Here is a 23,208-nt window from a genome sequence, read left to right on the forward strand (position 1 = left end):
CCGTATGCCTACCTGAAGGATGTGCTGACGCGCCTGCCTACGCAGCGGGCGAGTGAGATTGCTGCGCTGCTGCCGCATAGGTGGCGTCCAGCTTAGTCGTGCAAGACGGTTTGCCCGTACGCTTACGATGTTCGCCCAGATGACCCTTTCGAAGTACTGTTGACCTTTTTTCACAACAGAAGCGAAGGTGCTCAAAGGGCTACCGCGGCAATGTGGTGGCTAGAGACATCCCCAGCGTCGTGGTGGCGACAAAGGAGGAGTCGCGTGAGGGGATTGGCCGCTTTCGCTGGATAAGCGTCTGGCGAACTTACTCTCAGATTCGCCTTTAGCTTCAGGGATTCCGTACGCCAGCCACCTCATATCCCAAACGAGGCAAAATATAGGTTCGAGTAGCGAAAAACGCTGTGAGTGCCTCGTTTTTGCTGCCGCTGAGCACGTGACTCCTGAAAATTGGCAGAAACAGCCACCATCGCCTGCGTCCGCCCACCTCACCATACGTAAGTCATGCCTGCACCTACCGATGTGGTGGAAATTATCCGATCACACTGGCTTGCTTCGTCGGCGGCCGCGCGGCGCATCTTTGAGCACGGGCAGCACATACTCCAATCGATAGCCGTTTTTTTCTCGTGACAATATTGATGAAGCCCCGCGTGGATATGGAACAGCGGCTCATATGAGAAAGATGCTCTTCGCTGATGGGTGAGTGCGACCTGATCCAATCGTGGTTCGGCTACAGTGACTTCGACTAGCTATGCAGGTAGCTGCTCATTCGCATGTGAAGGGTTGGCGAGGTGAGATCAAATGGGATGCCGAGGCGATGTAATAAAGCTGTCGGCCAAGCGTCGGCGTTTTGTTTGTGGCGGCTCAATAAGGAACTCAAGCGGTTGGCCTCCAGTATTGATTTCTCACAGACGGGGCATCGCCCTAGAAGCGGTACTCACTGGGAGTTGGTTACTGAGACGAGTACGCAACAGACGGAAAGCAGGGAGGAGGTGGGTTTGATGTTCATGCGATGAACTCTTTGTTTATGTTGATCGAAGCGAGGGCGCTTCGATCAAGCGCCATTATCGACTTTTGCCCGGGAAACTCGACGTTTGATTGTCTGCTTCATGCGATACGAGCGGTCGCCCGCTTAGTTTTCGCATCGCAACATAAAACACCGGTGTTAGGAATAGTCCAAAAAGCGTTGTGCCAAGCATTCCCGCGAAGACAGTAATACCAATGACCGAGCGTACCTCTGAACCGGCTCCGGCCGAGAATACTAAGGGGATAGTTCCTGCAATAAATGCGATTGATGTCATGACAATCGGCCGAAGGCGCAATCGACAAGCCTCCAGCGCAGCTTCTAAGATATTTTCCCCGTGCAACTCCAGCTCGCGCGCGAACTCAACTATCAGAATTGCGTTTTTGCAAGCTAGTCCCATCAGGACAACAAGGCCCACCTGTACAAAAATTCCATTATCCCCGCCTGTGATCCAAACTCCTACCAAAGCTGAAAGCATACACAAAGGCACGATTAACACTACTGCCAGAGGGAGAGTCCAACTCTCATAGAGCGCAGCCAGTACTAGGACGACGAGCATTACTGCCACTGGGAATATGATGATCGCCGAATTACTCTGGGTGGCTTGTTGATAGCTCATCTCGGCCCACTCAAATGCCATGCCCGCGGGCAGGACTCGCCCAGCCAACTCAGTCAAAACTTCCATCGTTTGTGCTGAAGAGTAAAACGCTGGGTTCGACTCGCCCAAGAGGTCCGCGGCAGGATAACCATTATAGCGTAGGACCGGATCTGGGCCAAAACTTTGACGAATGTTTACCATAGTCCCGATAGGAACCATTTCGCCACGGTCATTACGCGTGCGAAGGTTCGCAACATCTTGCACGGATTTACGAAATTGCCCATCAGCTTGGACCACAACCTGCCAGGTTCGTCCGAACCGATTGAAGTCGTTGACGTAGGCAGAGCCCAAATAAGTCTGCAGCGTTTCGTACACGTCCGTCAGTGCCACCCCTTGCGCCTTGGCTTTCTCTCGGTCGACGTCGACGTCGAATTGAGGAACATTCACTTGATAGCTGGTGACTGGCAGGCTTAATCCTGGAGTAGCCGCAATCGCCGAGCGCATTGCCTGGACGGCATCTTGAAGGGCTGCATAGCCTTGGTTTTCGCGGTCTTCAATAAATAACTGATACCCGTTACCGTTACCCAATCCTTGGATGGGGGAGGGCATAAATGTGAAGGCCTGGCCTTCAGTGTATGTAGACCATTCTTTGTTTAGATTAGCGACGATTTGCTCAGCACTTAGTGTCCGATCGGTCTTTGCTTTCAATTGAACATATACTGCACCCATGTTTGGCGTATTGATGCCCTGAAAAACATTCATCCCTGTGAAGGAGATTGTGCGAAGGACACCTTCCGCTTCGTTCGCTTCTGCGGTGATGCTCTTCACCAAGCGATCTGTTCTCTCGATTGAAGCACCTTCTGGCAGCTTGATGGTCGTGATCAGAAATAGCTTGTCCTGGACTGGCATGAAGCCACCGGGCACTACCTTAAACATGAGCCCCGTGGCGGCTAAAAGTACGATATAGGCAACGAGTGCCATCCCTCGCCGATCGAGGATCTTTGCAATTCTCTCATGGTAGCCCTTCGAGCTCTTGTCGAAAAAGCGATTGAAAGGCCGGAAGAACCATCCTAGCGCCAGCTCAATATTTCTTGTCGCGAGATCTTTTGGTGCACTGCGATGCCTTAACAGGCGTGCAGCCAGCGCAGGTGAAAGAGTCAGAGAGTTAATGGCCGAAATTACTGTGGAAATCGCGATCGTGACCGCGAATTGCTTGTAAAACTCGCCTGTCACACCGCTGAGGAATGCCATCGGGACGAACACCGCACAGAGCACGATCGCGATGGCAATGATGGGGCCTGAGACTTCTCGCATCGCAGTGTGCGCTGCCGCGAGCGGAGTTAGTCCACGCTCTATGTAGCGCTCGACGTTCTCGACCACAACAATGGCGTCATCGACCACAATGCCGATTGCAAGGACCAAGCCGAACAGCGTAAGCGTATTGATAGAAAAGCCTAGAAGATACAGGGCTGCGAAAGTTCCAACGACTGAGACCGGCACGGCAATGAGTGGAATGATGGACGCACGCCATGTCTGAAGGAACAGCAACACCACGATTACAACCAGCGCAATAGCTTCAAACAGTGTGCTGGTTACAGCCTTTACCGAGTCACGTACGAATATCGTGGTGTCGTATCCTGCCTCGAACGTGATACCAGGTGGGAGTCGTTTTGCCATCGAGGACATGCGCGCCACAACTTCATCGCGGACTTCTAGCGCATTGGCGCCTGGAGCTTGATACACGGCCATGCCGACTGCTTCGTGGCCGTTTACTAACGAACGCCGTGCATAGTCAACGGCACCTAGCTCAATACGGGCTACATCTGAAAGCTTGACCAGCTCGCCGTCCTTCCCGCCCTTAACCACGATTGAGCCGAACTGCTCCTCGGTCTGCAAGCGTCCCTGAGTATTCAGTAATGTCACGAAATCGCCACCGGGCATTGGCGCTGCACCGAGCTGACCTGCAGAGACCTGCACATTTTGCTCGCGCATTGCTCTCAATATGTCACCTGCGGTCAAGCCGCGTGCCGCTATACGCTCGGGATCAAGCCAGGCTCGCATCGCGTATTCGCCAGCCCCTTCAAATACGACATCGGCAACACCTTGGATTCGGGTGAGCGCGTCGCGCATATGAATGCGCGCATAGTTACGCAAGTATTGCGCGTTGTAGCGGCCGTCGGGTGATGTCAACTGAACGGTAATGAGGAAGGTTGGAGAGCGCTTCTGGGTCGTCACGCCTTGTCGCCGCACATCTTCAGGCAGACGCGGAAGAGCCTGGGCAACGCGGTTCTGCACTTTCACCGCTGCATCGTCTGGATCGGTGCCTGGCCGGAAGGTGACGGTCAGAAGCATGGCGCCTTCTGAGCTGGCCACCGATTTCATGTACATCATGCCCTCCACCCCGTTGATCGCTTCCTCCAGCGGGTTGGCGACAGTCTCCGCAATGGTCTTGGGGTTGGCACCCGGGTAAGTCGTCTGTACAAGGACTGAGGGCGGGACAACATCGGGGTACTCACCGATTGGAAGCAATGGAAGGGCAATCACTCCGGCTGCGAAGATGATGATCGAAAGGACCGCCGCGAAGATCGGCCTATCGATGAAAAACCTAGAAAAGTTCATTGGTAATCACGTTGTTCTCTGCTCGGTTCCTGTGCGGGCTTTCGAAGTCGCGGCGGCTAGCGAGCGCCGAGCCCGATTTCATCGAGACGTATTGGAGGGACCTGAACCGCTGCAGGGGCACCAGGCATCTATGCGTTACGGACGGGTTTTATCCGCGCTAGTTCGGTATGAAGTGATGCGTCGATGAAGAGGCTGAGGCCTGCTGAATTTGGGTAGCGGCGCGAACTTTGACCTTTGTTCCAGGGCCGAAAATTCGCTGTGTGCCGCTAATGACCACGTTCTCGCCGGCATTTAAGCCATGGGAGACTATGCGTAGCCCCTCCACCATAGCGCCCAGCTGGATGTCGCGCCGTTGTGCAGTGCCTTCGGTGTCGATTACATAGACGTATTTGCGATCTTGGTCAGTTAGCACTGCTTTATCATCGACTAATACCGCGTTGAGTGCTTTCCCAGCTTGTAACTGCACGCGCACGAACTGTCCGGGTGTAAAGGTGTTTGGACGGTTGTCTAAAGTCGCTCGCACGCTAATCGTGCCGGTCGTTCTGGCAATTTGATTGTCGACAAAGCTGACCCGTCCTTCATGTGGATAGCCTGCCTCCCCGCTGAACCCAACGCGGACTGCTGCGGCACGCGAAACGCTTTTCAGAACTGCAAAGCGTTGATACAGAGTTTCGTCGACGTCGAAGTACACGTACACCTTGTCCTGAGAAACAAGCGTCGTTAGTACGCTTTCTGCGTCACCCGCTTTGACCAGATTTCCGGCAGTGAAGCGTGCGCGGCCTGCGCGTCCGTCGATTGGTGATCGGACCTGAGTCCATTCAACATCGAGTTTTGCGCGTACCAAAGCGGCCTTGGCAGATTGTACATCTGCCGAAGCCTGTGCAGCCGCGGCCCTCCGCTGCTCCCAAACCTCTCTAGATATGGCCTGCACCTCATTGAGAATATTCGCTCGGGATGCCTCGTTACGTGTCTGATCCGCTTGAGCGATAGCTCTGGCGAGTGCTGCCGTAGCCTGTTGTGCACGTGCGCGATAATCTCGGGCATCGATGGTGAACAGCACATCTCCTCGCTTGACCTGCTGACCGTCCTTGAAATTAACGCTCTCTATGTAGCCGGAGACTCGAGGGATAACTGACACAAACTCTACCGGGTCGACCCTGCCGTTGAAGTCCTCCCAGACATTCACTGGCTTGACGGAGGTGAGGGAGGTTTCGACAATGGGGAGATCGACTGGGCCTGTGGTCTCAGGTTTGGAGTCACAAGCGGTCAACACTGTTGCCGCTAACGGTATAGCAAGCAATATCCTTGCTATGGACATTCGGCTCTTGTCACTATCGGTCATGTAGATTGATCTCGAAATACAATTGGAGTCATTCGTTTCATTGCTCAGACACCAACACAGGGCCGGTTGAGTCTTGCAGGTAACGCATGAGTAAGCTCCCAACCAGCCCGTTAAAGATCCAACTGCATTGCAGCCTGGTTAAAGATTTGACCCGCTGCTCTTAGGCAAGCCTTCTGAGGATCTGATTAGTCCTACTGATCCAGGCGAGCGGTAGCCAGCTGCTCAGTTGCAAACGTGCAAGAGCTGTCTACCGCTGACATTTCAAAGATCCTTAAAGGCCATCTGGCTAGACTTGCTAAAATATATGAGGCATTGGAGTAGCACGGTATTATCGAGATTTTTTCAAAAACCCGCCGTACTAACTACCTGATAAATACTTAAAGCGTTTATAAGTCAAGCTAATAAGTAGGGTCATTCTGGCGGCGAGTTACGGTGGACAAGAGCTTGCTACGACGACGTTCTGTCCACTCCCGGCGTGAAACGCAGCGGGTTTACGAACTCGAGACACCCACAAATTGTGGGTGCCGATGCGTTCTCAGAAATCTTTGCGATAGAGCAGATGGCCACTTGAGAGTTAAAACTCCTGAGGAAATTGGCGGTTATTGTGAAACCAGAGGTGACACAATTGGAAATGAGGCGTACCTGCCCTTGCTGGCGTCTTGATGTTTGCAGGTGGGCGTTAGGCTTGAGTTATATCCAAAAAACTATGATTAACGCAGCTATTTACTTGCGCGTGAGGCGAGGTTAAAGTGAGTGCTCATTGATTTTTTAGTTTATATTCGGTTAGTTAAGGCTGCGGAGCGTCCTGCGTTTCGACTATATGTCTGCTTCCCAGCCAAGCGCTCAGTGCTAGCCAGGCTAAAGAGAGTGGGATACCAACTGCAGCAATTTGACCCGTTCCTAAACCCATGCACATTAAACTAGCGTATCCCCAGCTACCAACTTGGTCTCCGCTGCGATAAATTACCGTATCTATGAAGGTTTTAGCCTTGTATCGGTCTTCACGTGTTCTTCCAGTGAATAGAATCTCCTTCGCTGGTCTGGTAAGTGCGAAATTTGTGACCCTGCGTACAACTTGCGCTATAATAAAAACGCATACAGTTGGGTTGGTGGCTAGTGCTGCAAATCCTAGTGTGCTGACAATAGGAAGTGAGCATAGAGTGACAAGTACTCCCATCTTTGCCATAAAGCGACCGGTCAGGAATATTTGGAAAAATAGGGTGGTCGCGTGTACCCATAACTCAATATTTGCAAAAAAAATTGTGCGTTCTGTACTTGTTGTTAGGCTGGCGTCCGCATAACTAGCTTGTTGCAAGTACAAGAAAGCGGAGGTTATGGAGTAGAGGAGGATGAAAAGGGCAAGTCCGAGTAGGTGCGGTGATTTAAATGTTCGCCCGATTCCTGAGAATACTCCTCCCCCAATGGGAGTGAACGCGATTTGCTGCTGCGCTACAGTGAGATGTTTAGAGCTTGCTAGAGAGGCTTTGCGAGATGCTAAGACTGCAAATTCTATCAGGATGATAGCGATAATTATTAGCCAAGTTCGACCTGCATTCTCGAATAGACTTGCGGTTAAGGCCGAGCCAAGAAGCCCCCCTATGGTTGAACCGGCTGCTAGGATTCCGAATAATCTTTTCCCCTGCTCGGAGTCGAAGATGTCCTGGATGAATGACCAAAAAACAGAAACGACAAAAAGATTAAATACTGAAACCCAGATGAAAAATATGCGCCCAGCCAAAATGTTGTGTGCATCGCTGCTTACCGCGAGTACGGCGGTGATGCCAGCTAAGGAAATGCTAAAGCATCTGTATGAGATTGAGATGACTTGTTGTCTTGTGAAGCGCCGGACGAGATACCCGTACATAGGGTTTAATATAATCATTGCTACCAAGGCACTGGTGAATAGCCATGGTAAACTGCTGACGCCGCTGGCTACACCGAGTTCGTCACGTATTGGGCGTAGCACATAGTAGGCGAAAAATAGTGAGCCAGTATAAATAAGTGACCACGTGACTGTGGATGCTTCCTCTGGCTTGATCCCGGCCAGAAATTGAGCTGGCGTAATGCCTCTGTCTTTAGTTTGCATGTTTTGCGCCAGTTCCACTGCAAAAAAAATATTTGGTTTCTTCTATAGCTTCGGAAACTTCACCGGCAACGTGCCATAGGACCATGTGAAAGATCCACGCTTATAGTGCTTGTGCCGAGCGTGCCTAGTTAGACCTTCAGGTTTTCTGATTGTCTTGAAGGGTTATCGCCACACTGCTCACACCGCTGGAAGGCTGCTTGTAGAAATTCGGACACAGGGAATAAGCCGTTGCTATGACTTGGTTCTTGCTGCTGTGGCCGTACGGGCCGTATGAGCTCGGCCTAACCAGAGGCCCAATGCCGCCCAGACGATGGCTGTAGGGATGACGATGCTTGCCAAGCCGCCTAAGGCAAAGCCAAGGCGCCCTAATACACCTTCGGCTTGGGCGCCGATTACATCGCCCGTTCGATAGAGAAACGTGTCGACGATCGCCTTAGCCTTGTACTTTTCTTCTCGGCTGACGACAGTGAAAAGAGCTTCTCTAGCTGGACGGGTCAGCCCCCGCTGAACGGCGCGGTTCGTCGCTTCCAGTAGTATGAGCACTGCGAACGAACCATAGATCGCGAGGCCAATAAATCCAATTGCCGTCGCTATGGGAAGAATGGCGAGTGCGGCGCCCAGTCCGAAGCGCTTAACGATGTGCCCCGTTAAGGTGAGCTGTAGAAGCAGAACTGCCGTTTGCGTCCACATATCGATGCTGCCGAGCAGAGCCGTTCGCGTGTCCAGATCAGTCGCCGCCGCAGCGACTATTTGAAGTCGTGTGAAGTAAATCAATGTGGCCATCAGCGTCATAAGCAGCACGTATGCCGCGACTCCCAAGAGGTAAGGGGAGGAAATGACTGCGCGTAAGCCGGCCCAGGCATCGCCACCGATGCGCTCAGCTTCTTCACCTTGGAGATTCGCTGGAGTATCGCCGAGCTCAGTGGATTGGTGATCTAGGCGTAGCCAGACCAGTATCCAAGCCGTGAGAATGGCGAGTGCTAAAAAGCATGCAGCTACCAAAAGCAGGCCTGGCGTACCAAGGGGCTTAGCAAGCTGAGATGACAACCATGGTCCGAATATGGCACCAAGGGTGCCCCCAACAGCAATGAGCGCAAAGAGTCGCTTACCTTGATCACCGGAGAAGAGGTCTGCTAAGAGAGCCCAGAAAACCATGGTTACGAATAGATTGAATACACTAAACCAAACGTAAAAGACTTGCCCGCTCCGTTCACCTACTGCTCCTGGAGCGAAGATCAATAGGCACCAAAAGCCGACTAGACTGAGCGCGAAGAAAGCGTAGGTGGCTGAAATGAAGCGCAGCCGCTGGAAGCGACTCACCATCCATCCAAAGACTGGGTTGACTAGCAGAGTGGCGACGGCGGTGCCTATGAACAGCCATCGGATGGCCTCGATGCCACGCTGCATACCTAACGCGTCTCGCGCAGGTCGCAGCAGCATGAGCGCTGTTAAAATAAAGAAGAAGAACAAACCTGCCACAATGACCGGCAGGATCTCTCCGCGCTGCACATTAAAAGTCTTACGCGTTAACCGCGATATGAGATGAGTCATGGAGGATAAGCCCAGTTGCAAGGTGTCGCTGGAAAGCATGCTGTCGCACTTCAGGGCGAACCTTTTCCAGAAGTGCTAGTTATTAGCGAGGTTGCAGCACGCAGGTACCGCTGGCTCTCACAAGGGCAAGGAGTCAGCGGGCCGCTTGAGTTATGGAACGTTGTGCCCTGCGGCTCGGAAAAGTCCGTACCATTCCCCGCGGGTCAATGGGAGATTTGATCCAGCCGCGGCTTCCGCGACGCGCTCAGGCTTTGTGGTGCCAAGCACAACTTGCATGCCAGCGGGGTGGCGTGTAATCCAGGCTGTAGCAATTGCCGTGGGAGTAACTTCGTATTTCGCAGCGAGTCGCTTCAACTCCGCATTGAGTTCTGGATAATCTGGTGAGTCGAGAAAAACCCCGTCCTGAAAGCCTTTCTGGAATGGCGACCAAGTCTGCAGTGTGATCTTATTTGCTCTTGCATAGTCGATTATGCCACCACCGTCGCGTGTGATGGAGTCGTCGAAGCCTGTCATGTTAGAAGAGAGACCCTGGGCTATGATTGGGGAGTGGGTAATTGACAGTTGAATTTGGTTGACCACTATTGGTTGAGTGACGGCTGTCTTAAGCAAGTCAATCTGGCGTGGAGTGTGGTTCGATACTCCAAATGAGCGGACTTTCCCGGAGGCTTTTAGGTGGTCGAATGCTTTAGCCACCTCCTCGGGTTCAACAAGTGCATCAGGGCGATGGAGCAGAAGTACATCAAGATAGTCAGTGCCGAGTGACCTCAATGATGCCTCCGCGGAACTTACGATGTGCTCATAGGACTGGTCATAGTGCCACGGATCAGTGACGATTCCAGTTTTTGTCAAAAGGAAAATTTGCTCTCGCTCTGAGTTGCTGAGGCTAAGTGCCTCACGGAATCGTCGCTCACAAAAATGGATGCCGCCTGGGGTGTTGAAACCGTATAGGTCAGCGTGATCGAAGAAGTTTACGCCGCTTTTTCTTGCTCCGTCATACAGCGCTCGAATCTGAGTGTCGTTAAGATCAGCTATCCGCATCATGCCTGCGGCAATATTTGGGATTTGTATCTCGGTCGAACCAAGTGGTATCTTTTTTATTGCGCCTCTCTTCGAGTTTAGAGCGGCGTTTCTAGGTCCGTTAGTTGACGCCGAGGCGCTGGGCAGAATGGAACTGCTCAGCGCAATCCCAGCACCCACAGCTCCAACTCCTGCTATAAAATCTCGTCGGGATACCATGTGATTCTCCGTTTTATCTGACAAGTCTCATATGTAAATTAGGGGCGCGTGATTCTGCTTGCGCTCCCGAAAGTCAATTGCGCGTTGTCTGATGATTTAGTTTTTTAGTGCCTGTGATTAGTGGGGTTGGGGCCATCAATAGCGCGCTGCCTCTTGAGTTAGTTAGCACGCTTTCGAACGGGTGTAGCTATGGACGAGATAACTGCGTGATAAACTGTGGTGGCTTTTCAATTTGTAGTCCTCATGCGGGCAGATTCTATGCATTGAGAATTTTTATCATATATTCTTCAGTTGAGTAGAGGGTGGAAGGTGAATGACCCTATAAGCTGAGCTAATTAGTAATCGTTAATTCATAAGGCTAATAATGATTTTTATGGTTTCTGTTGTCTGCAAGTGCGAGCTTTGCTATTCGCAATAGTGGCTGGGGTACTTTTTATAAGCGAAAAATTTATCGTTCCTACCGATGTGATAGATTATTGAAGGTATTAATTTTTATGCTGTAAGTGCGGTGGTTAAATATGTGGATTATGTGTGCACGGTATTTGGCATGTGTGGTTGTGAGGGGGGTATTGCTCGGGTTGTCCAAAAAAAAGGACGCCAGAAGGCGTCCAAAGGGAGGGAATATGACAGATGCGCTGTCTCACCCTGAAAATAAAATTTTATTGACTAGCCCCGCTTTGTACGGTCTTACTTATATTCTGTTAGGCAATGGTTGAGTGGCTTTCTGTGCAGCCTTCTCAGGATTTAGAAGCGCACCGATGTCTTTCTTGGGGGGAGAGCCAAAAAGTCGACCGTATTCACGGCTGAACTGTGATGGGCTTTCGTAGCCTACTTGGTATGCTGCACTGCTCGCATCTAAGCGCTCGCTGAGCATTAACCTCCTCGCCTCGTTTAAACGCAACCACTTCTGGTACTGAAGAGGGCTCATAGAAGTCAACTGGCGAAAGTGTTGATGAAATGTAGAGGGACTCATTTGAACCCTTCCGGCTAGATCGTCAATGCGAAAAGGCTTAGCGAAATGTTCTTTTAGCCAGTTGATTGCTCGAGCAACTCTTTGGCCGTATGCATCAGTTGACACGATTTGTCTGAGCAGAGGAGCTTGCTCACTTAGTAGCAATCGATAATGTATTTCTCTGAGAGCAAGTGGTGCAAGAATAGGAATGGATGATGGCTCGTCTAGTAGGCTTACGAGGCGAATTATAGGGTCCCAAAGTACAGATGATAGTGGTGCTGTGCCTACGCTATAATTTGCTATCTTCTCGATAGCGGTTGGGTGTGAAGTGTGAATAAATAGTTCAGCAAGCATGTGTACGTCTAGAGTAAGTGATAGCCCTAGACACGGATGCTCTTGGCTCGCAGATACGAGCTCGGAGATGGCCGGCACGTCCAGCGATACAATTAGAAACTTCGTTGGGTCGTAGGGGAGGGCGGCATCTCCGACGCGCATCAATTTCGCACCCTGGGCTAATACTACAATGCTGGGTTGAACCATGCAGTGATGTGGCGCCGCTAGTTTGTCTCGACGGAAAAATGTCAACCCATTAATTGGAGTGAGGCAATCGCCAGTATTTTTGTCTGCCCACAGGTCAATGATACGCAGTAAATCTTTGTGTCTGGCGGCTGGCTCGACGGTGTGCTCGATATGGGATAATTTTGAATTCATGGGTCCACCCTCTTCACTATAGCTTACTCCAATTAATTAGTGGTTACCTTTAACCTGCTGCAAAGACGCTGGATTAGGCAAAAAAATCATCGGATTAGCCAAGGCTGTGAGGTTCGCGTCATGGAAAATGTTGGTCGCGGCTCCATGCATCCTGAGTCTAGCCCGAATCTATGCTCTATGCGGTTACGTCTCTGAATGCATGTGGACTCTGCTCCGGAAGGATGTAGAGCGAGCCGTGACACCCTTCGCGAAAACTGTTGTGGACGGTTATATGAAACGATACTTTTTTGCCATTCTTCTCTCTTTCCTCTCCTGGGCTGCCTTGGCGCAGGACATGTCAAGAGGTGCGAATAATTTCTATAAGAGTAATGATGTTGATGTCGAGAAGGTTGCTTTTAATAATCAATATGGAATGAAAATTGTAGCTAATCTTTATCGGCCTAAAAGCGTTTCGAAAAGCACAAGACTGGCAGCTATCGTCGTTGGGCATCCGAACGGCGCAGTAAAAGAACAGAGTGCAAATCTCTATGCTCAGAAGATGGCAGAGCAGGGGTTTGTGACTTTGGCTCCTGATCTTTCTTTTTGGGGGGAAAGCGAAGGTGCTCGGAATGCTGTGTCTTCTGATATATATACAGAAGTTTTTATGGCTTCCGTTGATTTTCTCGGTACACGCCCTTACGTAGATCGAGCCAATATAGGTGCGCTAGGTATCTGTGGAAGCGGCGGTTATGTGATTAGTGCTGCTAAAATTGATCCGCGTATCAAAGCGATTGCTACTGTCTCCATGTATGATATGGGTGAGGTGAATCGTACTGGTTTACAACACTCACAGACTTTGGAGCAGCGGCGTCAGTTTATTGCACAAGCTGCCGAACAGCGCTACGTCGAGTTTCTAGGTGGCGCCAAAAAATATTCTGATGGAATGCTGGAAAAGTTGCGCCCAAATGCGAGCGCTATCGAAAAAGAGTTTTTCGATTTTTATCGAACCCCACGGGGTGAGTTTGTACCCAGCGGCCAAACTCTCTATCTGACCACTAATCGCCCAATTACTGCTGAGGTTAAGCAGATGAACTTCTATCCATTTAATGATATTGAAACTATCTCCCCTCGCCCTGTACTTTTCATTGCGGGAGAGTCCGCGCATTCTCGTGAATTTAGTGAGACCGCCTATAAGTTGGCAGGGGAGCCAAAGGAATTGTTTATCGTTCCCAATGCAGGCCATGTAGACCTTTATGATCGCACTGATGTCATTCCATTCTCAAAGCTGTCTAGCTTTTTCAGGGAGAACCTAAATTAACTAGCTATCAGTATTGCTGGTCAGTTGAGCACTCTGAGGTCTCGTTTTCGGGGTGCTTTTGAATTAATTGAGTGTTTTGAGTTTTTCAGTAGCTACACAGGGTTGATAAGGTGAGTAATATTTGTTTTGCATGTAATGGCTGCGGCCAATGCTGCCAGGGTCATCATATTCCGTTAACGCTGCAGGAAAGTAAGTGCTGGGTAATGGATGGTGGCCAAATTGTAATTTTTGTCGAAGGCTATTTCAAAGGCGGTGCAGGTGATGAAGATGATCCAATGTGCCATATAGCGCGGCGTTCCTATCCGGTGCCTTCCGGGACTTCAGTTGCTAGAGTGATCGCTACGTTTGCTGCTTTCAATCCTGGTCGATGTCGCTACCTAAAAGAAGATAACCGATGCGGGCAGTACGATAGTCGCCCGTTGGTATGCCAAATTTATCCGGCCGAAATCAATCCTTATATTAAACTTGACCCGGTAATTAAGGACTGCCCCTCAGATGTATGGAGTGGAGAGCTGCCCCTGATTTTGCGTAATTCTGAGTATGCTCCGGAGCTTCTTGTTTTGATTGAACGTTCTCGGCAAGCTGATCGCGATGATATTCAGAATAAGGTGGCCATATGTGAGTATTTGAACATTAATATCTCAGCCCTCAAGGGGCATGGTGTTACAGCCTGGCTTCCCGCAGCATCAATTTTTCTTGAGGCTTTTGATGTCGTGACGCAAGATTTAAGAAAGCCTTCGCTTTCCTGGAACTTTGACTCTCTGGATGACCAGGTTCGAGTAAAACTTAATTCCATTGGAGCGACCGTGAGTTCTAGCGAGTCTTGCGGTGGCGTGCTTATCAATTTTAAAGTTTAGGAATACGCTGTGTCTGGCTCGGTTTCAAGTGCAGTAGATACCATCTGCAGGTGGCATTCTAGTTTTGGGGCCACCAGGCGAATTTTCGAATTGCACTCTGTCAAGCAGATTTTCAGCTCCTTCGAGCATGGGGTGATTCAAACCGAGCGCTAATGTGGGGTTTGCTCCGCTGATTAGAAAGATGACCTCACTGAGCGAGCTATCGCGAGTGGTACTCAAGCCGGAGGTGGCGCCTCTTCCGAGTGATGCGACTCTCACCAAAAGACCTCTAGTTATTTAAGGCGTCATTTACTAAGCTAAGGCGGACACTTTGAGTGGTTTGTCGTTTCTTCGTTAGCGAGTGGAAATCGGAGTCAATTCTGCAGTGCCTATACTGTGAGCGTTCAATAGACCTCCTACCAATGCTCCACTGGAGTTGTTATCTATAGGGATTTTTTCCACGTCAAGCGCCCATACCTTAAACGAGTAGCGGTGTGTTCCATGCGGCGGGCATGCACCACCGAAACCAGGGCTGCCGAAATCTGTACGACCTTGTACTGCCCCTGACGGAAGTTTAGACCCATCTCGATTGCCCGCATCTTTAGGTAAAGCGTTTATGTTTTTGGGTATATTTACTAATGTCCAGTGCCACCAGCCACTACCAGTGGGGGCATCAGGATCATACACAGTGATTGCATAGCTTTGGGTTGAAGGGGGGGCACCAGTCCAGTGAAGTGCTGGAGAAATGTCGAGCCCAGAGCATCCAGAGCCATGTTGGATTTGAGCGATCCCAAGCTGTTTACCATCCTGTATGTCACTGCTTGATAATTTGAAGCTGTCTGCATGCGCCACTGAGCAAAGAAGCATTAAGGCTAAGCTGAAGGTTGATTTTTGCATATTGGTTTGTTCTCGTGTCCGGAATGCGTGGTGTTAGATTAAAGGAAGTATTTGGTCGGTTTTTGCAATTCTGCTTATCGAGCTATAATTTCCGAAGTGGGAAATTAAGTTGGTTGGAGCAGTGGTTGTATCGTGGCGGTGCTCGCCTTATATTTTTCTAAGTGTTGCGATGGTTTAGCTGATGTGTTATTTGATTCTACGTTCGAAATAAGTATTTACTACATGGAGAATTCTTAAAGGGGTTATTAGAATTTCTAATTAAAGCATTTTCGCGTCTGAGTGGCCATCCCTTGCATGATTTTGAAGGTCTCTCCGCTATGAAGGTGGCGGAATGGGTCTATCGGAAGTTACACCGTTGGGGTTCAGGTTCGTATTTGTGGTGTCGGCCGCTTATGAGTTCGGCGAGTTGGCCATGGTGTGAAGATCCTTCTGAGTGTCAGCCTGGATAGGGGGTGCGAAGCGAACGAGGTGTAACGCCTGAGTGACAGGGCACTGTCACTTCGCTGAATATTGATCGTCGCTCACTTTTTCCATCCAATTGACGTTCTTTCCATCAAGTACCGGAGTGACTGCGAGGTGGGTCATGGCAGTTTGCACTGCAGCGCCATGCCAATGTTTGACGCCGGGAGGACACCAGACCACGTCGCCAGGACGGATGATTTGCACGGGCTTGCCCCATTCCTGAGTCAGACCCACGCCGGACGTGACCACCAGACGTTGTCCGGTTGGGTGCGTATGCCATGCCGAGCGTGCACCCGGCTCAAAGGTGACCAGTGCGCCCGACGCATTGATATGAGCGTCCGCGGGCCATATGGGGTCGATACGTACACGACCTGTGAAGTTTTGCTCAGGGCCAGGCACTGAAGGCTGATGCCCGGCACTGATGATGTGCTGTGCAGTATCTGAAGTGCGTTCTGCCTCTGCCTCTGCCTGAGCGATCACAGTTGCCCATAGTACTGCTGCAAATAGAGGCAGTTTCAGATACTGCATCAGGTTCTCGGGACGATCACAGGTGCGGTGGAGTGGCGAGATACTGTTCATCGCTGACATGCTCCATCCAAGTGACGTTGCGGCCGTCCAGGGCTTCCTGAATGGCAATATGGGTCATGGACGTGGTTGGCGAAGCGCCGTGCCAATGGCGATGGCCCGGGGGACACCAAATGACGTCCCCTGCACGGATTTCTACCGTCGTCCCGCCTTCGCACTGAGTCCATCCGCATCCGGCGGTAACAATCAGCGTCTGTCCCAGCGGATGGCTGTGCCATGCAGTGCGCGCGCCAGGCTCAAAAGTGACGGAGGCGCACGAGGTGCGTGCCGGTTCTGGAGGGTTGTTCAGCGGGTCGATGCGCACCGTACCAGTGAACCACTCGGAGGGACCTTTGATTGACGCTTGAGAGCCAGCGTGTTTGAGTTCCATAGACGTTTCCTGAATGCTGTTTTGAACACGGCAAAAACTTTAAGCTGCGTAGTATTTGTTGGGTAGATGGCATTATCGGCATGCCCTGGTGCAGAAAACTCACCAGTCTCCAGAGCCGATGAAATTTGGTAAATCTGTTTCACGCCTCACGCGGCCAAAGACCCACTATGGCCTATCCAGCTCTAGTTAACATCAGACTATCTCCCGACTGCGCGAATATCACTTCAACGAATGGAGCCCAACTGGTGCGGATTAAGAAATTAAATTCATAGCAGCGATCATCCTGAGAGCTCTACGGCTTAGGGAACATTGCTAAAATGCGAGCGGACGCTGTGGTTGCCGTTGAGGCGATTCACCTTACTTCGCAACCCGGCGCACATATCTCATACACGCGGTAGGTGCTGGCTCCCATCGAATTTAAACCGTTTACTGAAAGGATGGGCGATCAAGCAGGCCCGTAATCACTCTCAGCCGCTGTAAAAGGAGTTAAGCCTATGGTTGATGATAAATGCCTGACGCGACGAACCTTCGTTGCGGGTACAGCTGTGACAGGTGCTGGACTGTTGTTCGCTGGACCGCTGAAATTGTTTGCCGCCGAGAATGGTCAGAATGTACGGTCCCATGGCTACGCTGCATTCGACGCGTCGGGAAAATTGGCCCCCTGGACATTCGAGCGTCGCCCGGTTGGTGATAATGACATCCTCATTGAAACGAAATTCGCGAGCATCTGCCATTCAGATATTCATCAGATGAAAGGACACTGGGGCGTGCAGAAGTATCCTCAGGTGCCCGGACATGAAACCGTGGGTGTGGTGGCAGCCGTCGGTAAAAACGTTACCAAGTTCAAGGTCGGTGATCGAGCCGGCGTAGGATGCATGGTAAATAGCAGCCTCAAGCAGTTCGACGCTGTGGAAAACGCGGAGCAATATAGCCCTGCAACAGTGTTTACTTACGGTTATCCTGAACCCGGTTCGCCAACGGGAATATCGCAAGGAGGTTATTCGAACAATATTGTGGTGCGTGATCATTTCGCGGTTCATATCCCGGACAGCATCAGCTTTCAGGATGCAGCACCTTTATTGTGCGCCGGAATCACTACGTACTCTCCACTCATGCGGGCCCAAATTAAAAAGGGAACGAAGGTTGGTGTCGCGGGGATTGGCGGCCTTGGCCATATGGCAATTAAAATCGCGGTGTCACAAGGGGCCGAGGTTTATGCATTTACTACCTCCGCCGACAAGGTCAAGGACATATTGTCGTTTGGGGCCAAGGAGGCCGTGGTCGTTGATGATCTGCAAGCGTTGAGGCGGTATCAGGGGACGCTTGATTACCTGATCTCCACTATTCCTTATCAATATGATGTCGCTGCTTATGCGGCGACCGTGAAACCTTACGGCAGTTTTACTCAGGTGGGCATGCCGGAACGTTTCGAGCTGACGCTCGGTGCCCTGGCGCTGGCTGCTTCGCGAGTCAACTTCAATGCATCGTTGATCGGGGGCATGAAGGAGACTCAGGAGGTGGTCGACTATTGTGCGAAAAACAAAGTGCTGCCCACCATTCAGGTTATTAAAGCGCCGCAAATCAACGACGCCTGGGCAAGCATCGTTGCCAAAGGCGCTCGGTATCGTTATGTGATCGACGCCTCGACCATTTAAACGCTAAAAGTCATCTTTCCGGTAGAGGTCAGGCGGAGGCGAGTAATCAGCCACACGTCTGATTGCCTCTCCTCCATGACGGTTCGTTATCCATGTCCCTGCGCCATTACGGACAGGGGCATGGTGATTGAGCCATTCATCACCATGCCCGCCGTGCTTGCAGGAAGGCCATGAATCCTTGAACACCGGCAACCACCAATTTTCGGGATGCGCTCAATAGGCCAGTGAGTGGCATGCCCCAATACAGAACGTTCATCAATGGACAAGCTCAGCCTCAACGACCTGCAGGCTTTTGTTATGGTTGCGCGCTTGCGCAGCTTCACACGAGCGGCGGCTCAATTAGGGATATCCCGGTCAGCACTCAGTCATGCCATGCTTGGCCTCGAAGCGCGTCTTGGTGTACGTCTACTGACCCGGACCACGCGCAGTGTATCGACTGCCGAAGCTGGCGCGCGTTTGCTGGAGGGCATCGCAACCCGCATAGACGATATCCAGGCAGAGATTGGCGCTCTGAGTGAGCTGCGTGACAGACCTGCCGGGACCGTGCGCATTACCGCACATGACCATGCCATCAGTACGGTGCTCTGGCCGCGCCTGAGTCCGTTGCTGATTCAATACCCTGACATACAGTTGGAGCTCGTCACTGACTACGGTATGACTGACATCGCTGCACAGCAATTCGATGCTGGCGTACGGGTCGGCGACAAGGTAGACCAGGACATGGTGGCTGTTCGCATCGCGCCCGATTTGCGCATGGGTGTGGCTGCGTCCGTCGACTATCTCCAGGGTAGGGAACTCCCTCAAGTACCCTCGGATCTGGTGGCGCATAGGTGTATCAATCTGCGCCTGCCCACTCATGGAGGATTGCATGCCTGGGATTTCGAGAAGGGCGGCCAGCCCAACAAGGTACGTGTGCAGGGGCAGGCCGTATTCAATAATACTTATCAGATGCTTCAGGCGGCTCTCGATGGTCAGGGGTTCGCCTACGTACCTTTCGATCTACTGAGCCCACACATCGAAAGTGGTGCGTTGACGGCTGTTCTGGAGGACTGGTGGCCGACCTTTCCGGGGTATCACTTGTATTATGCTAACCGGCGGCATTGCTCGCCAGCACTTGCTCTGGTGGTCGAAGCCTTGCGTTGGCGGCCGGACGCATAAACGAACGTGCGTCCAGGCACCAGCATTGCCTCGACATTTTCAGACCGCAACCGATAAGATCAGCTACTTGCCTCGCAAGTCGTCGACTCAAGGAGCACCGTCCGCCGTGACCCCAGTTACGGGCGACGCCATCTATATATGCGCTTTGGGGGAACCTGGCGATTTTTCTCAAGGACTTCCCTAATTCCGAAGGGCTGATCAGGTTAGGTCGCCTGGACTTAGATATAGAGCAACTGAGGCGCAAGGGGCCGTTGAGGGCGATGATCAGCCTGGTGGGTGATTAACAGGAAGCTGCAGGCAGCAGTCGCCGTACCAACATCATGTACATCGCTTACATGAGGTTCGTGCGGCTTTTTTTCAATCCTGATGCCGCAGGCCATCGATGAAAAGTTGCATCAGTCGAGAGGTCACTCGCTGGCTTGAGTAATAAAGGTGATAACCAGGGAAGGTGATCCACCACTGAGGTAGAACCGGGACCAGGCTTCCCGTGAGAAGGTGGTCGCGAGCTAGGTCTTCGGGGAGATAAGCCAGGCCTTGTCCACACAGGGCTGCGCTAAGCACTTGATAAATGCCATTGAAGGTAAGGCGCCCGCTTACCCTGACGTTCATCTGCTGCTTGTCATTTTCGAGTTCCCAGGCCCAGAGATTGCCGTTAGTAGGAAGGCGCAGGTTGATGCAGTTGTGCTGTGTCAGATCCTGCGGTTTTTCGACCCTTGGCCGGGAAGTGAAATAAGAGGGTGAGGCTACGATCGCAAACTGCAGGTCAGGACCAATTCGCACTGCAGTGATGTCTTTGGACAGCACGTCACCCAGGCGCACGCCAAAATCAAACCGTCCTTCGATTATGTCGATCAGCGCATAGTCTGAATGAAGCTCCAACTGGATGTCCGGGTGCCGGGTGAGCAACGGTTCGAGCTTAGGCCAAAGTAGAGTGTCAATGGCGTGATCGGTGGCGGTGATGCGCACCGACCCACTGGCAGCACTGCCCATATCAGCAATCGAAACCAGCTCTGCCGCGATGCTGTCGAGCCGTGGCGATACGGCGCGCAGCAGTCGCTCACCTGCCTCGGTCACCGCCACACTGCGGGTGGTCCGTGTGAGCAGGCGCACCCCTAGGCGCGCCTCCAACTGGCGGATTGTGTGGCTCAGCATCGACTGCGACATACCCAACTGAGCCGCCGCTTTGGTGAAACTGCGTTCTTGTGCGACAGCAACCAATGCCAGCAAATCACTGTAATGCTCACGAGCCATGAATCGATCCGATAGTCAGCAGTGGAGTCAGGCTTGCACACCCTCTGCAGATTGTTTGGTGCCCGGTTGCGCTTCTTGTTCCTCGCTACGGGCCGTGATTACGGTGAGAACTGCGGACACGATCAGTAAGGCAGCGCTCATCTCGAAAGTAGCATGGTAGCCGTAGTGATCGAACAGAACCCCACCCACTGTGGCTCCCAGCATGATCGCCATTTGAACGACTGCAACGAACAGTCCGCCACCGGCCTCGGCATCTCTTGGCATGATCTTCGCCACCCAGGTCCACCAGCCGACCGGAGCGGCAGTGGCGACCAGCCCCCATAAACCGAGGCTGATGGCCGTCAGGGGCAGGGAGCCGCCGATGATTGTATAGGTCAGACCGATTGCCAGCACAGCCATCAGCAACGGAATGGCCGTCAGCACACGATACACACCGTTTTTCAGCATCCCACCGATCAGCAGGGTTCCGACAAATCCGGCTACACCCACCAGAAGCAAGAGAAAGGACAGGGTGGTCACCTGAACCTGCGTCACGGACTCGAGAAAGGGGCGCAGGTAGGTGTACAGCGAAAACTGACCCATGAAAAACAGACTTGAGGCCGCCATGCCCAGTGCTACTGGTTTGCGCTTGAGCAATTTGAAGACATTGCTCGACCGCCGTTCGGCCTGCGCTTGCATAGATGGCAGGCTGAACAGTTTCCAGCAGAGCGCAATGATCGCCACGGGAACAACAGCGAAGAACGCCAGGCGCCAGCCAATGATTGAGCCGAGGAAACTACCCAAAGGTGCTGCAATGACGGTCGCTAGCGCATTGCCGCTGTTGAGGATCGCGAGTGCACGAGGCACTTTGTCTTCCGGCACCAGGCGCATGGCGGTCGCAGCCGACATCGACCAGAAGCCACCAATGGCAACGCCGATAAGCGCACGGCCGACGATGAACGTCCCGTAGTTGGGAGCAAACGCCACCACGCTTCCCGAGATAATCATCAGTAGTGTGAGCGCCGCCAGCAGTAACTTGCGATTCAGATGCCCGGCAACCGCCGATACACACAGGCTGGTGAGCAGTGCAAATGCACCTGACACGGCGATGGCTTGCCCTGCCTGACCTTCGGTCACCGAAAGATCAGTCGCGATAGGCGTGAGGAGGCTGACGGGCATGAATTCAGATGCAACGAGCGCAAACGCAGCCATTGCCATGGCCAGCACAGCACCCCAGGCTGCAGGCGGCGTAGCGTTGACTTTTGAGATGGGTGAAAGGTTTGTCATGGATGATTGCCTGGTAACGTTTCAGGCGCTGGTACGGCATTGCCGGGCCGCAGCGCGATTTGGAAATTTACGCAATAAACACCAAACAGATGACCTCGCCGGGGCGAGGTCATGGTTGCTGCGATGGTGCGTGGTATCGAGAGGGTTAGTCCGCGAGGGTCGATGAGTCGATAACGAACCGATACTTGACGTCGCCTTTGAGCATGCGCTCGAACGAACTGTTGATCTGATCGGCGCGAATCACTTCGATATCGGACACGATTCCGTGCTCCGCACAGAAATCGAGCATCTCTTGCGTCTCCGGAATCCCGCCAATCATCGAGCCGTTGAGTGAACGGCGTTTGAATATCAGGTTGAACACCTCAGGCGATGGATGCGGGGATGCAGGTGCGCCAACCAGCGTCAGGTTGCCATCACGCTTGAGCAATACCAGAAAGGCATTCAGATCATGGGGCGCTGCCACAGTGTTGATGATCAGGTCGAAGCTCTTGGCATGAGCGGCCATTTCTTCAGCACTGCTGGAGAGCACGACTTCGTCTGCACCGAGGGCCCGGGCATCCTCTCGTTTGGATTCGGAGGTTGTGAACGCAACGACATGTGCGCCCATCGCGTGCGCGAGTTTGATTCCCATATGGCCCAGCCCGCCGATGCCTACGATGCCGATTTTTTTGCCTGGGCCTGCGTTCCAGTGGCGCAACGGCGAGTAAGTCGTGATACCGGCGCACAGCAGTGGCGCGACCGAGGCCAACTGATCCTCAGGGTGACGTACTTTCAGAACGTAGCGCTCATGTACCACGACCTGTTCGGAATACCCGCCCAACGTCCAGCCTGGTGCGTCGGTGCTTGGAAAATTATAGGTGCCAGTCATTGCATCGCAGTAGTTCTCAAGCCCGGCATCGCAGTCGTCGCACTGCTTGCAACTGTCGACGATGCAACCTACTCCGACCAGATCTCCCGCCTTCAGGTGTTCGACATGGACGCCGACTGATGAAACTCGGCCCACGATTTCGTGACCAGGCACGCATGGGTAATGCGTACCCGGCCACTCTCCGCGCACCTGATGCAGGTCGGAGTGGCAGATGCCGCAATAAGCAATATCGATACGCACGTCATGGGCGCCGACTTCGCGACGACTGATATCCATTGACTGCAGGGGCTGCTCGCCGCTGTGTGCGCCATAGGCTTTAACGATCATGTAGATCTCCTAACATGGACAAAGGCCCGCACGGGCCATAACCCGCTTAGGCTAAGTCATGCCAGGTGATGCGATAAACCGCATAAAAAGAATGCAGATATGCAAGATATTGATAAA

The 23,208-nt window shown here is 52.3% G+C and carries 18 protein-coding genes; 6 read left to right on the top strand and 12 right to left on the bottom strand.

The window, feature by feature from the left end:
* On the top strand, positions 1-96 hold a 96-nt coding region (locus F3J44_RS00005), incomplete at its 5' end, for a transposase domain-containing protein (protein WP_167269783.1).
* Between the two features lie 968 nt (positions 97-1,064).
* On the opposite strand, the gene F3J44_RS00010 is transcribed toward F3J44_RS00005, so the two are convergent.
* From F3J44_RS00010 to F3J44_RS00035, 6 genes are all read right to left on the bottom strand, one after another.
* Complete coding sequence (locus F3J44_RS00010; protein ID WP_167269785.1) at positions 1,065-4,241, bottom strand: efflux RND transporter permease subunit; 3,177 nt, start codon at positions 4,239-4,241, stop codon at positions 1,065-1,067.
* A 157-nt stretch (positions 4,242-4,398) separates the two neighbouring features.
* Positions 4,399-5,559, bottom strand: a complete 1,161-nt coding sequence (locus F3J44_RS00015; protein WP_205299631.1) for an efflux RND transporter periplasmic adaptor subunit — start codon at positions 5,557-5,559, stop codon at positions 4,399-4,401.
* Positions 5,560-6,370: 811 nt separating this feature from the next.
* Positions 6,371-7,669: an NTP/NDP exchange transporter gene (locus tag F3J44_RS00020; protein ID WP_167269789.1), complete on the bottom strand. Its 1,299-nt coding sequence runs from the start codon at positions 7,667-7,669 to the stop codon at positions 6,371-6,373.
* A 231-nt stretch (positions 7,670-7,900) separates the two neighbouring features.
* Positions 7,901-9,259, bottom strand: coding sequence for an NTP/NDP exchange transporter (locus F3J44_RS00025; protein WP_205299588.1), 1,359 nt, complete (start codon positions 9,257-9,259; stop codon positions 7,901-7,903).
* 111 nt (positions 9,260-9,370) lie between these two features.
* Positions 9,371-10,456, bottom strand: coding sequence for an aldo/keto reductase family oxidoreductase (locus F3J44_RS00030; protein WP_205299590.1), 1,086 nt, complete (start codon positions 10,454-10,456; stop codon positions 9,371-9,373).
* A 691-nt stretch (positions 10,457-11,147) separates the two neighbouring features.
* Positions 11,148-12,119 carry an AraC family transcriptional regulator gene (locus tag F3J44_RS00035; protein WP_167269793.1) on the bottom strand — a complete coding sequence of 324 codons (972 nt, stop codon included), beginning with the start codon at positions 12,117-12,119 and terminating at the stop codon, positions 11,148-11,150.
* A 271-nt stretch (positions 12,120-12,390) separates the two neighbouring features.
* Between F3J44_RS00035 and F3J44_RS00040 the strand changes: the two genes are divergently transcribed.
* Both F3J44_RS00040 and F3J44_RS00045 read left to right on the top strand, forming a co-directional pair.
* A complete protein-coding gene (locus F3J44_RS00040) occupies positions 12,391-13,416 on the top strand; it encodes an alpha/beta hydrolase (RefSeq protein ID WP_167269795.1) in 1,026 nt (341 codons plus the stop codon).
* A 110-nt stretch (positions 13,417-13,526) separates the two neighbouring features.
* A complete protein-coding gene (locus tag F3J44_RS00045) occupies positions 13,527-14,273 on the top strand; it encodes a YkgJ family cysteine cluster protein (RefSeq protein WP_167269797.1) in 747 nt (248 codons plus the stop codon).
* Positions 14,274-14,606: 333 nt separating this feature from the next.
* Here F3J44_RS00045 and F3J44_RS00050 read toward each other — a convergent pair whose 3' ends face one another.
* From F3J44_RS00050 to F3J44_RS00060, 3 genes are all read right to left on the bottom strand, one after another.
* On the bottom strand, positions 14,607-15,149 hold the full coding sequence (locus tag F3J44_RS00050; RefSeq protein ID WP_167269799.1) for a YbhB/YbcL family Raf kinase inhibitor-like protein: 543 nt from the start codon (positions 15,147-15,149) through the stop codon (positions 14,607-14,609).
* Positions 15,150-15,644: 495 nt separating this feature from the next.
* Complete coding sequence (locus F3J44_RS00055; RefSeq protein WP_167270484.1) at positions 15,645-16,139, bottom strand: cupin domain-containing protein; 495 nt, start codon at positions 16,137-16,139, stop codon at positions 15,645-15,647.
* A gap of 16 nt (positions 16,140-16,155) precedes the next feature.
* A complete protein-coding gene (locus F3J44_RS00060; protein ID WP_167269801.1) occupies positions 16,156-16,566 on the bottom strand; it encodes a cupin domain-containing protein in 411 nt (136 codons plus the stop codon).
* Positions 16,567-17,060: 494 nt separating this feature from the next.
* Here F3J44_RS00060 and F3J44_RS00065 point away from each other — a divergent pair, with 494 nt between their 5' ends.
* From F3J44_RS00065 to F3J44_RS30285, 3 genes are all read left to right on the top strand, one after another.
* Positions 17,061-18,221: an NAD(P)-dependent alcohol dehydrogenase gene (locus F3J44_RS00065; RefSeq protein ID WP_167269803.1), complete on the top strand. Its 1,161-nt coding sequence runs from the start codon at positions 17,061-17,063 to the stop codon at positions 18,219-18,221.
* A 258-nt stretch (positions 18,222-18,479) separates the two neighbouring features.
* Positions 18,480-19,379 (top strand): LysR family transcriptional regulator, encoded by a 900-nt coding sequence (locus F3J44_RS00070; RefSeq protein WP_167269805.1) that lies wholly within the window; start codon positions 18,480-18,482, stop codon positions 19,377-19,379.
* Positions 19,380-19,513: 134 nt separating this feature from the next.
* Complete coding sequence (locus tag F3J44_RS30285; protein ID WP_370526691.1) at positions 19,514-19,663, top strand: cyclophilin-like fold protein; 150 nt, start codon at positions 19,514-19,516, stop codon at positions 19,661-19,663.
* Positions 19,664-19,736: 73 nt separating this feature from the next.
* Here the strand turns inward: F3J44_RS30285 and F3J44_RS00080 are convergent, their stop codons facing one another.
* The 3 genes from F3J44_RS00080 to F3J44_RS00090 all read right to left on the bottom strand — a co-directional run bounded on the left by F3J44_RS00080 (position 19,737) and on the right by F3J44_RS00090 (position 23,091).
* Complete coding sequence (locus tag F3J44_RS00080) at positions 19,737-20,630, bottom strand: LysR family transcriptional regulator (protein ID WP_167269807.1); 894 nt, start codon at positions 20,628-20,630, stop codon at positions 19,737-19,739.
* Positions 20,631-20,657: 27 nt separating this feature from the next.
* Positions 20,658-21,896, bottom strand: coding sequence for an MFS transporter (locus tag F3J44_RS00085; protein ID WP_240158147.1), 1,239 nt, complete (start codon positions 21,894-21,896; stop codon positions 20,658-20,660).
* A 145-nt stretch (positions 21,897-22,041) separates the two neighbouring features.
* The gene (locus F3J44_RS00090; RefSeq protein ID WP_167269809.1) at positions 22,042-23,091 is read right to left on the bottom strand and encodes an NAD(P)-dependent alcohol dehydrogenase; all 1,050 of its coding nucleotides are present in this window, start codon (positions 23,089-23,091) and stop codon (positions 22,042-22,044) included.
* Positions 23,092-23,208: the final 117 nt, after the last annotated feature.

The organism is Pantoea sp. Tr-811, assembly GCF_011752535.1.
Taxonomy (GTDB): domain Bacteria; phylum Pseudomonadota; class Gammaproteobacteria; order Pseudomonadales; family Pseudomonadaceae; genus Aquipseudomonas.